Source organism: Clostridium sp. UBA5988, from assembly GCF_002435615.1.
GTDB classification, from domain to species: domain Bacteria; phylum Bacillota; class Clostridia; order Clostridiales; family Clostridiaceae; genus Clostridium_J; species Clostridium_J sulfidigenes.
The window spans coordinates 1-12,236 of sequence record NZ_DJBA01000027.1 but is presented as its reverse complement, the minus strand read 5'-3'; the positions used below and the strand labels follow the sequence as shown (position 1 = coordinate 12,236).

At 29.7% G+C, this 12,236-nt stretch carries 12 protein-coding genes and 1 pseudogene; 11 read left to right on the top strand and 2 right to left on the bottom strand.

Annotated features, from left to right (window positions below; translation table 11 throughout):
* The first annotated feature begins 15 nt into the window (after positions 1–15).
* The 6 genes and pseudogenes from B3J31_RS06020 (at position 16) to B3J31_RS06000 (ending at position 6,091) form a co-directional block, all read left to right on the top strand.
* Positions 16–1,293 carry a glycosyltransferase gene (locus tag B3J31_RS06020; protein WP_346873776.1) on the top strand — a complete coding sequence of 426 codons (1,278 nt, stop codon included), beginning with the start codon at positions 16–18 and terminating at the stop codon, positions 1,291–1,293.
* The gene (locus tag B3J31_RS06015; protein WP_346873775.1) at positions 1,286–2,965 is read left to right on the top strand and encodes a cobalamin B12-binding domain-containing protein; all 1,680 of its coding nucleotides are present in this window, start codon (positions 1,286–1,288) and stop codon (positions 2,963–2,965) included. The genes B3J31_RS06020 and B3J31_RS06015 overlap by 8 nt, the downstream gene beginning before the upstream one ends.
* 87 nt (positions 2,966–3,052) lie before the next feature.
* Positions 3,053–4,117, top strand: a complete 1,065-nt coding sequence (locus tag B3J31_RS06010; RefSeq protein ID WP_346873774.1) for an NAD/NADP-dependent octopine/nopaline dehydrogenase family protein — start codon at positions 3,053–3,055, stop codon at positions 4,115–4,117.
* Between the two features lie 49 nt (positions 4,118–4,166).
* A complete protein-coding gene (locus B3J31_RS06005) occupies positions 4,167–5,585 on the top strand; it encodes a hypothetical protein (RefSeq protein ID WP_346873773.1) in 1,419 nt (472 codons plus the stop codon).
* Positions 5,584–5,715 (top strand): annotated as a pseudogene (locus B3J31_RS16990) (UDP-glucose 4-epimerase GalE); the annotation flags it as partial. The gene B3J31_RS06005 and the pseudogene B3J31_RS16990, both read left to right, overlap by 2 nt.
* Positions 5,716–5,728: 13 nt before the next feature.
* The gene (locus tag B3J31_RS06000) at positions 5,729–6,091 is read left to right on the top strand and encodes a hypothetical protein (protein ID WP_035291725.1); all 363 of its coding nucleotides are present in this window, start codon (positions 5,729–5,731) and stop codon (positions 6,089–6,091) included.
* Between the two features lie 102 nt (positions 6,092–6,193).
* Here the strand turns inward: B3J31_RS06000 and B3J31_RS16985 are convergent, their stop codons facing one another.
* Together B3J31_RS16985 and B3J31_RS05990 are read right to left on the bottom strand one after the other, a co-directional pair.
* Positions 6,194–6,532 carry a DUF5658 family protein gene (locus B3J31_RS16985; protein WP_414632865.1) on the bottom strand — a complete coding sequence of 113 codons (339 nt, stop codon included), beginning with the start codon at positions 6,530–6,532 and terminating at the stop codon, positions 6,194–6,196.
* A 207-nt stretch (positions 6,533–6,739) separates the two neighbouring features.
* On the bottom strand, positions 6,740–7,231 hold the full coding sequence (locus B3J31_RS05990) for a hypothetical protein (protein ID WP_346873771.1): 492 nt from the start codon (positions 7,229–7,231) through the stop codon (positions 6,740–6,742).
* Positions 7,232–7,466: 235 nt separating this feature from the next.
* Here B3J31_RS05990 and B3J31_RS05985 point away from each other — a divergent pair, with 235 nt between their 5' ends.
* The 5 genes from B3J31_RS05985 (at position 7,467) to B3J31_RS05965 (ending at position 12,138) form a co-directional block, all read left to right on the top strand.
* Positions 7,467–8,918, top strand: a complete 1,452-nt coding sequence (locus B3J31_RS05985; RefSeq protein WP_346873770.1) for an IS1182 family transposase — start codon at positions 7,467–7,469, stop codon at positions 8,916–8,918.
* Between the two features lie 202 nt (positions 8,919–9,120).
* Entirely contained in the window at positions 9,121–9,279 is a 159-nt protein-coding gene (locus tag B3J31_RS05980; RefSeq protein ID WP_346873769.1) for a hypothetical protein, read from the top strand.
* A gap of 114 nt (positions 9,280–9,393) precedes the next feature.
* Positions 9,394–10,794 (top strand): AraC family transcriptional regulator, encoded by a 1,401-nt coding sequence (locus tag B3J31_RS05975; RefSeq protein ID WP_346873768.1) that lies wholly within the window; start codon positions 9,394–9,396, stop codon positions 10,792–10,794.
* Positions 10,795–10,997: 203 nt separating this feature from the next.
* Complete coding sequence (locus B3J31_RS05970) at positions 10,998–11,603, top strand: S8 family serine peptidase (protein WP_346873767.1); 606 nt, start codon at positions 10,998–11,000, stop codon at positions 11,601–11,603.
* 40 nt (positions 11,604–11,643) lie between these two features.
* Positions 11,644–12,138: a S8 family serine peptidase gene (locus tag B3J31_RS05965; RefSeq protein ID WP_346873766.1), complete on the top strand. Its 495-nt coding sequence runs from the start codon at positions 11,644–11,646 to the stop codon at positions 12,136–12,138.
* Positions 12,139–12,236 lie beyond the last annotated feature (98 nt).

Below are 12,236 nucleotides of genomic sequence, written 5' to 3'. Positions count from 1 at the left end.
AAAGAGGTAATATAATTGAAAAATAAATTAAATATAGTTTTTTTAGTGGATAATTATTACCCTAAATTTTCACCAGTAGCTAAGTGTGCTTATAATATAGCTAAAGAAATGTCAAACCAATATAATGTCACAGTAATAACACTAGATGGTGATAAAGAAGAAGGAGAAACGGAAGTAATAGATAATCATTCTGTTAAAAGAGGATATATATCTACTTTTTTTCAAAGAAAAAAGTGTACAGGTAAGGTAAGCAATAGTAATAAAGTAAAATCTATATTTAACAAAGTAGAAATGTTGTTTATTAGAGCAAAAAGTTATTTGAAAGCTAACATATCAAGGGTTAATATTAATCAAGAAATTGTTGAGTGTTATTTAAAACATATGAATGGAATTGATATTGATGTAATTATTCCTGTTTGTCTTCCATTTGAGTCGGTTGTAGCAGCATGTAATTACAAAGAAAAAAATTCACAAGTAATGATTCTACCATTTTTATTTGATAGATTTACAAACAACAAAAGTCTACATAGAAATGCCATAAACAGAAAGTTGAAACGAAAAGCTCATCTACTATTAGAGAAAAATATGATTATTTCTGCAGATCATATTTTTGCAATGCATCAATTAAAGGCTAATTTTGAAAATATGTTTCCTCAAGATATTAAAAGCTTTAGTTTTATTGAACATCCTTTGCTATGTAATATAAACTTACCGAATCCAACATGTAGGGATAATATAACAAGATTGATATATGCTGGTGCATTATATAAAAAGTATCGATCTCCTAATTATGCACTGAAAATTTTTGAATTAATTAAAGGTGACTTTATACTTGATTTTTATAGTGCTGGTAATTGTGAAGATGTAATTGATGAATATTCAAAAATGAAAAATAGTAAAATTAGAAGTCATGGATATGTTTCTGTTGAAGAACTTGAAATAGCATATGCAAACACAGATATATTAATAAGTATTGGTAATTTTCGTAGCCATAATATGGCGAGTAAGATATTTGAATATATGTCAATTGGAAAACCTATTATACATTTCTATGAAATAGATCAAGATCCTGTTTTAAATGTTTTGGATAAGTATCCGTTAGCATTGTTAATAAAACAAGATGAAAAAAATATATATGAAAATGCAAAAAAAATACAAAAATTTATTGAGGAAAATAAAGAAAAACAAATTGAATACAAAAAAATAGCAGAGGTCTTTAATGACGCAACGCCTAATACTGTGATGACCTATTTTGAAGAACAGATTGCAAGGAGGAATTTTACTTATGAGTAAGAAAATATTGATTGGAGCATCAATAGGGAACTGCGTACATGTAGCAGGGGTGGCTCATTTTTTATCACTTGCTGAAAAAGAAGGATATGAAATTAAGTTTTTAGGACCAGCAGTTTCGATTGAATGTTTATTTGAAAATATTAATAAATACAGACCGGACATGGTTGCAATTGGATACCGATTGACTCCTGAAAATGTAAAGGAATTACTTTTAGAAATCGATAACAGAAGAAAAAATTTAAACTATGAACCTATTTGGATATTTGGAGGTACAAAACCAGTTGCTAAGGTAGCTAAAGCATATAAAATGTTTTCTTATATTTCTGATGGGATAGATGATATAAATGATTCAATACGTTTTTTAAGAGGAGATAAACAAACAAATAGTATAGATAATCATGGGCAAACACTTGTAGAAAGAATTAATGAAAATTATCCTTACCCAATAATAAGGCATCATTTTGGATTACCTAATTTAGAGCAAACTATAAAAGGAATCGAGAAAATTTCTAAAGCAAAAGTATTAGATGTTATATCAATTGGGCCAGATCAAAATGCACAGCAGTATTTTTTTAATCAGAAGAATATGAAAAAACAATTTGATGGTGCAGGGGGAGTGCCTGTAAGGACAACAGAAGATTTAATTGATTTAAAAAAAGCATCTAAATGTGGAAATTATCCGTTAATGCGTTGTTATAGCGGAACAGAAGATGTTTTTAAATATGCAAGTATGCTTGTTGATACTATAGAAAATGCTTGGACTGCTATACCGCTTAGCTGGTATAGTGAATTAGATGGACGTGGTACTAGACCAATTGAGAAGTCTATTATAGAAGCTCAGCAACTAATAAAGTGGCATGCTGATAGAAATATTCCGGTTGAAATTAATGAACCTCATCATTGGGGGTTACGAGATGCACATGATGTAATACCTGTTGCTATGGCTTATATTAGTGCATATAATGCAAAGAAATTGGGAGTAAAACATTATATATCTCAATATATGTTTAATAATCCAAATGGAATATCATTTTCTATGGATTTAGCACGAATATTAGCTATGATAGAGTTAGTTGAATCATTAGAAGATGAAAACTTTAAAACTTATCGTGAAACAAGAGCAGGATTACCTTTGTTTAGTGCTGATATTGATGTGGCAAAAGGACAACTTGCTGCTTCTACATTTATGCAAATGGCGATAAAACCACATATAATTCACGTAGTTGCCTATTGTGAAGCTGACCATGCGGCTTCTGCAAATGATGTAATAGCAAGTTGTAAAATAGTAAAAGGTGTAATTAAGCATACAATATCAGATACTTTTTCAATGGAAAAAGACGAAAAAATTATAGCGAGAAAAGATGAACTTGTAAAAGAAGCAAAAGTATTATTATCTTTTATTAAAGATAGGTTTTCTAATTACGGAGATCCATTATCAAATGCAGAAGTACTTTCACAGTGTATAAAAAATGGATATATTGATGCAGTTCACATAGTGAAAAATAGCAAGTTTAATGGTAATTTAGCAACAAAATTTGTAGAAGGCAAATGTGTTGCTTATGATAAAGAAACTGGTGAAATTTTAGATGAAGATACTCGTTTAAAAAGGTTATTAGAAATGGAGCAAATTACAAATAACAATAAAGATGAACAAAGTATAAAAATAGTTTAGTTAATGTTAGTTTTATCAGAAGATATATTAAATTATTAAGCAAAGAAAATGGGCTAAAAATAGTAGGCTATATGTTTGGAGGTTATTATGAATATTACTGTTATTGGTGCGGGTAATTCTGGACTTGCTATGGCAGCCCATATGAGTTCAGAAGGTAATAAAGTAACTTTATGGAATAGAACGGATGAACATATTAAAAAATTGAAAGAAACAAGCGTAATTAAATGCGAGGGGGTAGTAAAAGGAAATATAAAAATAGATCTTGTTACTAGTGATATAGAGGAAGCTCTAATTAATCCCGATATTATTTTGATTACTACGCCTGCTGATTCTCATAAATATCTAGCTAAGTTTATTGCTCTTAATCTTAAAAAGAAAGTTCTTATTGTACTTAATCCAGGAAGAACTTTTGGGGCGTATGAATTTTTAGATGTTTATAGAAAAAATGGCGGGAGAGAAGAGATAAGAATTGCTGAAACACAAACTATTATTTATACATGTAGAAAAACTGGGAGTGATTCTGTGAATATTATCGCTATGAAATCTAATGTTTTAATATCTACATTTAATTCGGAAGAAAATTCGAAAATTATTGATAAATTGCCTAATTGTATAAGGAAATACTTTAAGCCAGCAAAATCTATTATTGAAACATCAGTAGGAAATGTGGGAATGATATTACATTGTGCTCCTTTATTATTAAATGCTGGATGGACAGAGAGTAAAAATAGCTCTTATAAATATTATTATGATGGGATATCTCCTTCAATTGGTAACCTACTTGAGAAAATTGATGAAGAAAGGGTTCAAGTTTCAAAAAGATTAGGGGTTGAAGTTGAATCTACTGTGGAATGGTTAAAAAGAACTTATAATGTAAAAGGTCAAAATATATATGAGTGTATACAGAATAATGAAGCGTATAAAACTATTGATGCTCCAAGTTCTCTAAAACATAGATATATATTAGAGGATGTTCCATGTGGATTAGTACCATTAGAATCAGTAGGGAAAAAATATGGAATGTCTATGAAATATACAGGGATGATAATTGATTTAGCTTCAAGTGTATTAAATATAGATTTTAGAGAAGAAGGAAGAGATATATTAAAGTTTAATTATATTCAAGAGGAAATTAACAATCTTATAAAATAATATATTAAATAAAGTTGAAAATAATAAACAGAATGTTGAGGTTAAAGCATTGAACAGTAAAGCAATTAATTTTATTAAAAATTTTTCATATACATTAACATCAAATCTAGTTTCTTTACTGGTTTCTACATTAGTAGTATTAATTGTGCCCAAACTCATTGGTGTTGAAGAATATGGATATTGGCAATTATATTTATTTTATTCATCTTATGTAGGATTCATGCAACTTGGATGGAATGATGGAATTTATTTAAGATATGGTGGCAAAGATTATGATGAATTAAATAAAAAATTGTTTTTTTCACAGTTTTATATGTTAGTTATTTTACAAATGATAATAGCAACTGGTATATTTATTATTTCCACTATTTTTATTGCAGATAGTAGTAAAATAATTATTATAAAAATGACAGTTATATGTATGTTAATTGTTAATGTTAGAGGGATGTTATTGTATATTCTACAGAGTACAAATCGAATCAAGGATTATGCTAAAATTACAATAATAGACAGAATATTATATTGTAGCTTGCTTATAGTTTTTTTGGTAATCGGAATAAGAGAATATAAATTGATAATAACGGTAGATCTCATTGGGAAAATAATTTCATTACTATTTGCTATGTATTTATGTAAAGATATTGTATTTATAAAATTTTCTAAATTTTATCTTAGTTTCAAAGAAACTTTTGAAAATATTAATGCTGGGATAAAATTAATGTTTGCGAATGTAGCTAGTATGTTGATTATAGGTACTGTTAGATTTGGAATAGAACGCTCATGGGACGTCGCAACTTTTGGAAAAGTGTCTCTAACATTCAGTGTATCTAACATGATGATGTTATTTATTAATGCTATAGGAATAATAATGTTTCCAATTTTAAGAAGAACTGATAAAAAAAAATTGATGAGTATATATATAACAATGAGAGATTTCTTAATGGTAATGATGTTTTGTGTTCTTTTAATATATTATCCAAGCAAAATTATATTATCAGCATGGTTACCTAATTATGCTCAAAGTTTAAAGTATATGGCGTTGTTATTTCCAATGTGTGTCTATGAAGGGAAAACTGCTTTATTAATAAACACATATTTAAAAACATTGAGAAAAGAAAAGCTAATGTTACGAATTAATTTAATATCATTTGTTTTTAGTTTAATGATAACTTTTATAAATGCTTTTGTTTTTAAAAATTTGGATTTAGCAGTATTATCAATAGTAATCCTTTTAGCTTTTAGAGCTGTTTTAGCAGAAATATTATTATCACAAATTTTGGGATTCACAGTGTATAAAGATATAGTGCTAGAATTAATGATGACAGCCATATTTATTTTAACAGGATGGTTTGTGAATTCTTGGATTACAGTTTTATTATACGCATTATCTTACATTATATATTTAATTATAAAAAGAAAAGATATAATTAGTTCAATAAAAAATATAAAAGTATTAATGAAATCTTAGACCAGGAGATATAGCTTCCTGCTATGCCGACGTTTCTAAGGCTGAAAGGGAACTAGGCTGGACAGCTAAAAGAGGTATATTAGAAATGTGTAGGGATGCTTGGAGATTTGAGAAGAACTATAGGGATTAAGGGGGGAAAATTAATGGAAAAGGATTTTAAATACGTAATAGATGGAAGTCCTATTGATTATTTTTATACTACTTTATCAAAAGAAGATTTAATTCAGGCTTACCGCAATGAATATTGTTGCAGTGGGGAATTTGTAGAAAATTTAAATGCTAACTATGACTTTATTGTATCAACGGTGGAAAGACTCGGACATGAAAAGCCTCATACGGTTAGATATTTTTCAATTCCTCGATATGGATGGTGTGATATGGAATTGTGTGCTGTAGCAAAGATAGATAATAATGGGACAACATTTATGTTTACAAACAATAGAGAATTTGCGCAGTTTATAAGCGAAAACAGTGGATATAGTTTTGACGTAGAAACTTTAATATAGATTATATTAATACAGAGAATAATAAAAGCGGAGAATTACAAAGAATAATAACAAGGTCATTACCTTTGCAAGCTTATAAAGCTGCGAGGTGATGGCCCTTTTTTATAATATTAAAAGATAACTTAGGAAGGCTAAATGTAATATATTAACTAGCATATATGGGATAAGAGCAAGGTTAATTAGCCTATTAGAAAAAGTGAATTGTTTTTGGGGATTATGGTTAATTACTATGTACACAAAGAATAAAAGTAATCCAGGAAATATCAATTTAATTAAAAATGCATATATGGGAACTTTGAAAAAAGAAGCCATTAAAGGGTTCCCTTCAACAAAGTATTTAGAGTTAATTAGAATTATGGTAAATATAACATCTGAAATGTTTAATGTGTAGAGTAGTAATAGTTTTTTATTTATTGTAAAGTTTTTAAAAATGCAATTCATATTTTAATCACCTCATATAGGAGTATGGCCTAATAAGGTGAAAAATAGTCAAGCTAAGTTCAGAAAGAATAATTATTATTTATGCTAAGTATTTTTAGTAGTATGAATATATAAGAAAAAACAGTTCTAGAAGCAGTAATTAAATCTTAAAAAGAAAAGGTCATTACCTTTGCAAGCTTATAAAGCTTAGAGGTGATGACTTTTTTTTTACTTTTCAGGCATAAAAAATAGTTCTTCGTAACTATCATTTTTAAGAAGTATAACGCTTGTAGTAACATTAAGATGTAGTGGTTTAATTTCTAGTAATTGTTGTGCTATAGCATGACGATCTATAACTATAGAATATTTTGTAACAGGTTTATCATAAACTGCCAATCTACCAAATCTAAGAAGAAGCTGTTGTCTTCCCATTCCCATACCTACAGGATATTTACTTACATCTTTTATACACATAAAATCTATATGCCATGTTTTACTTCCTTTGATTGCAACTAAATCTCCAAGAGACCCTCTATCTCGTTGTTCTACTGTATATCCATCAGAAATTAAAGAAGGAGTTATTAGTTTTAAGGCTTTTTCTCTGAATTCATTAATGTGAACTAAGTAGTTAGATCTACTCTCCATCACTACAGAGTTATTATCATGTGAATATTCCCCTGTATAGTCATTGTCTAAATCAGTAAAATATTTAGGCGTCACTTCTAAAGCTTCAGATAATTTAAATATTTTATTCTGAAAAGAATAAATTAATTAGATAGAACAGTTTACTATCAAGCTCAAGGCAAGCCTTTCGCAAGGACCCCCGGTATCAAGCTCAAGGCAAGCCTTTCGCAAGGACCCCCGGCAGGCTGTGCGAAAACCTATAATTAATATCAATAAAACTCCAATTATGGTATAATTAAACTATAAATTATATCAAAGGAGAAGATTATCTATGAACTATATTTTAGGGAACGATAGAAGCCAAGTAAGAATTGAATGCTCTGAGGATTATGTAGAAACTGATAGTGAAGTAAGAGTTATAGATAAAATAATAGATGTTTTAGACGTAGAATCTTTAGGGTTTAAAATTGGAAGTAATGATTTTGTCGGTAGACCAATGTTTGATCCGAAGGATATGCTTAAGCTATTTGTTTATGGGTATTTCAATGGAATAAGATCTTCACGTAAACTTGCAAAACAAGCTAAAATAAATAAAGAAGTTATTTGGCTAATCAACGGATTACAGCCTAAGTATAGGGTTATAGCAGACTTCAGAAAAGATAACATAGATGCTTTAACAAAAGTTTTTGAATCTTTTGTTCAATATTGTATTGAGCTTGGGTTATATGGAAAAGAGCTTATAGCTGTTGATGGCACAAAAATTGAAGCGTCAGCTTCCAAGAGAAAACATTATAGTAAAAACAAAGTAAATAAAATGAAGCAACTAGTTCAAAATAAGATAAATGAATATATGCATGACATTGAGATGAATGATTTATTAGAAAATAGTCAAGAAATACAGTTAAAAAAAGAAGAAATTCTTAATGCTATACAAAAACTTCAAAGTAAAATCCAAGAGTATACTGAACTTGAAAATACGCTAGAAGTGAATGGTGTTAACGAAATAAACTTTACAGATCCAGATGCTAAAACTGTTAAATTTGGAGCTCATCAAGGAACTGATGTCGGTTATAATATTCAAGCAGCTGTAGATTCTAAAAACAAATTAATAACTACATTTGAAGTAACAAATAATTCCGCAGATCAAGGCCAATTGTACAATATGAGTAATAAAGCAAAATCAATATTTAATGTACAAAGTATAGAATCTTTAGCTGACAAAGGATATTTTGAACCCTCTGATTTAAAAGAATGTGAAGAAAATCAGATCACTTGCTATGTATCTAAGCCTTCATTTACCAATAGCACAGGAAACTCTGTTTATTTTACTGATAAATTTAAATATAATCCACAGGATAACACTTATATTTGTCCAGAAGGACACAGTCTATTTTGCATAACTAAAAAAGTAGATGCAACAGAAAAAAAGTATGTAAATTACGAAGCATGCACTGAATGTAAAAGTAAAGCCAAATGTACTACAGCAAAGAACGGAAGAACGATAACAAGAAAAGAAAATGAAGACATTGTTGAAATTGTTAATAATAGAACTAAAGAAAATAAAGCTAAATATAGCCAAAGGCAGGAAATAATTGAACATGTATTTGGTACACTAAAGAGAAGTATGAATTTTACCCATTTATTGTTAAGAGGATTTAATAAGGTAAATGGTGAAGTTAGTATTGCCTTTTTTAGCTATAATCTGAAAAGAGCTATAGGCATCTTAGGCGTTGATAAACTCTTAAGATGTTTAATTGATGGCAAAATAACAAAAATAGCCTAGTAAGATAGGCCATTTTTGTCTCTAATAAGGCAAAAGTATTAACAAATTCATTCCAATAAGTTAATATTCATATTATAACTACGTATAAAAGTGTAAAATTTAATTAACGCACAGCCTGCCGAGGGTTGTGAACAAACTGTGAACGAATAGCAAGCTCGGACGGTAGCCTGTCCTCGCTAAGGTACCAGGTACCACTCGAAATATGTGGAATGAACTAGGTTCACCAGAAATAAAAATATCATGGAAATACTTTGTATGCAGAATAAATATATTTTGCATACTTTTTTATTTAGAAGTTGATGGATATATGTTGAAAAGTCCAAGAGAAATTATAAGAGAAACACTAAAATATATAGATTAAGCGACTAGCAAATTAAAGCTATAACCACCTCGAGGGAAGCCTCTCGCCATGCCACCTGTGGGTTGTAGAGTGAAGGACTGATTATAGCAGAAAGAAAATAAGTGGAGGAATGTTATGTTTGAAAACATAAAGTTTGAAAATAATGGACCCTGTAAAATAGAAGTGAGAGAATTAGATGGAGAGGAAATGCATATTCATGAGGAGGTTGCGGAGGTTATATATGTAGTAAAGGGTGAATTATATGTTAACGGCAAATATAGTTCGGTAAAGATTGATGCACGTCATTTCGCAATTTTAGCTCCAATGGAAAATCACTTTATCAGCGCTAACGAACTGTGTATTGTTGCAAAATTTTACTTTAATCCAAAATACTTTGAATTTTATAAGATTCGACTTATCATCACTGTACCTATACATTTGAATACAGATGAGGTTTTGCCCTATACCTACGAGCTTAGAAATCTAATTGTGAGAATTTTATTATTAGCATACAAGGATGCAGCAGAAAGTAAAGTAATTCTATTCAAACTTTTCAAGGAATTTTACAGAATTTTCACACTTACTCTGTCACAGCACAATTGCAATAAAAACAACAAAATTCAAGTTACACAGGATAAATTAGAGAGATATAACCGTATATTGGATTTTGTATTAAATAATTACAAGAAACCCATTCTCCTTTCAGAAGTGGCAAAAAAAGAACATATTAGTGAAACGAGATTTTCTCATTTTTGGAAGGATATAACTGGAACATCTCTTCAAAATTCAGTAAATCTCTATAGAATATTTAAAGCGGCAGAATTAATTATCAACAATGATATGAACATATATAATATATCTACTATATGTGGATTTTCAGATATAAAGTATTTTTACAAATACTTTAAAGAACAATTCAAAATTAACCCTAAAGAGTATCGTAATAAATATTTGGAAGTATTACAGCATTCACAAGGTGAATTTAAGAATAGGATATTATCTAAACAAGAGGCAGAAACATATGTTAGTCAATATGTAATACAATACTATAAAGTAAATAATGAACTTCCTCCAAATACTATAGCTGAAGAAGAAACCTTGAAAGAAAAAGCACTATCAAATTTATTTGAAACAATGCAAAAAAATCAATCATATGTCATACAAAAGGTACCACAATCCAATCAAAGAAGAGGTATTATTTTACTATTTGAACATAAGGGAATCTATTTTGATTGTGATAAGTATAAAGTAAACTGGGAATACGTGTATAATTCTATTGAATATATGGTAAGATGTGAATTTGATATTACTATTATAATTGATTATGCGATTATGGAAGAATTCTTATGGCTTAATATACTAATTAAATTCCAAGAGGAAGTAAATAAATTTTGGGGCGAAACACTGGAGTCATCCTTTAACTGTACCATATTGGTTAAAAAGTTTTATTCTTATTGTGAATCCGAAGATATAATACATAGGTTCAAGGAAAAAACCTCAATATTTAAACAAATAGTAATAATGTATGTTTTATAGTAAAACTTCCAGTCAACCCTCCTAAGGAGGTTTTTTTATTTATAGTTACTTTTATATTTGTCTACAAAATTTAGCATACTCACTATTAAATATATTAGTCAAAATAGTCGAATGAAAAAGAATCGAATAATCTCATTTATCAAAATCTTTTCAATGGATTCAGTGCCGTTATTAAATTCAAAGATATTGATGTTGTAAGGAAGTTGCCAGGAGTTAAAAATGTAAGTGTAGCAAAACAGTATTATCCTGATATGAAAACTGCAGTTAATCTTACACAGACTAAAACAGTTTGGGAAAAAGCTGGTTTAAAAGGTGAAGGTATTGTAGTTGCAATAATAGATACAGGAATAGACTATACACATAAGGATATGAAGATTACAGACACATCTAAGGAAATGTTAAGTAAAGATAAAGTTGATAAACTAGTAGTGGATAAAGGAGCTAAGGGTAAATTTTTTACTGATAAAGTTCCTTATGGTTACAACTTTGCAGATCGTAATCAAGAAGTAATAGATAAATCAGGCAGCATGCATGGTATGCACGTTGGAGGAATTGTTGCAGCAAATGGAGGGATTTCAGGAGTTGCCCCAGAAGCACAGCTTTTAGCAATGAAGGTTTTCTCTAATAACCCTAAGCAAAGGTCAGCTTTTAACGATGACGTTGCAGCAGCAGTTGAAGAGGCATGGAAAATGGGTGCCGATGTTATAAATATGAGTTTAGGTTCTTCAGCTGGGTTTACAAACGAGGAAGATCCTGAACAAATAGTAATAAAACATGCAACAGAGGCTGGAGTTGTAGCTTTTCTTTAGAGGGAAAATAAAAGAATCAGTAAACCCAAATAGTTTAGAAATGTCTGATTTTACTTCATGGGGAACTTCACCAGACTTGAGATTTAAGCCAGAAGTTACTGCTCCAGGAGGACAGATTTACTCAACCGTAAATGATAATAGATATGAATCAATGAGTGGTACATCAATGGCAGCACCACATGCAGCTGGTGGGGTTGCACTTGTAGTTCAGTATTTAAAGAGTAAGAAGGTTGAACTTAAAGGAAGAGAGTTTGTAAATCTTGCTAAGACACTTCTTATAAATACTGCAAAGCCCCAAATTGAAAAGGAGACAAACCTATCATATCTTACTAGAAGACAGGGTGCAGGCCTCGTTCAAATATATGATGCCATTAAAACTAACGTTTCTGCTGTAGACCAAAAGGGAGGTGCAGCAATAGCATTAGGTGAATTGAAAAATGAAAATAAATTTACATTAAAGGAAAACTGGGCATGGGATGGCACATTATTTAATGATAGAACAGGTATGTCACGGGGTCTGACCCCATTACATTAAATTCCAGGAACTCTTTTTTTCTGCAATCAGCATTTGTGGTGAGTTGGTAGGCTGAGAAAGGTTTGAGTTTCCCCACCGGGGTTTGAAATTATTATATG

Bases quoted from the DNA above. Each gene is read 5' to 3' on its own strand.
- B3J31_RS05975 (WP_346873768.1), top strand. From the start codon at position 9,394: ATGTTTGAAAACATAAAGTTTGAAAATAATGGACCCTGTAAAATAGAA.
- B3J31_RS05965 (WP_346873766.1), top strand. From the start codon at position 11,644: ATGTCTGATTTTACTTCATGGGGAACTTCACCAGACTTGAGATTTAAG.
- B3J31_RS05985 (WP_346873770.1), top strand. From the start codon at position 7,467: ATGAACTATATTTTAGGGAACGATAGAAGCCAAGTAAGAATTGAATGC.
- B3J31_RS06000 (WP_035291725.1), top strand. From the start codon at position 5,729: ATGGAAAAGGATTTTAAATACGTAATAGATGGAAGTCCTATTGATTAT.
- B3J31_RS05980 (WP_346873769.1), top strand. From the start codon at position 9,121: ATGTGGAATGAACTAGGTTCACCAGAAATAAAAATATCATGGAAATAC.
- B3J31_RS06015 (WP_346873775.1), top strand. From the start codon at position 1,286: ATGAGTAAGAAAATATTGATTGGAGCATCAATAGGGAACTGCGTACAT.
- B3J31_RS16985 (WP_414632865.1), bottom strand. From the start codon at position 6,532: ATGAATTGCATTTTTAAAAACTTTACAATAAATAAAAAACTATTACTA.
- B3J31_RS06010 (WP_346873774.1), top strand. From the start codon at position 3,053: ATGAATATTACTGTTATTGGTGCGGGTAATTCTGGACTTGCTATGGCA.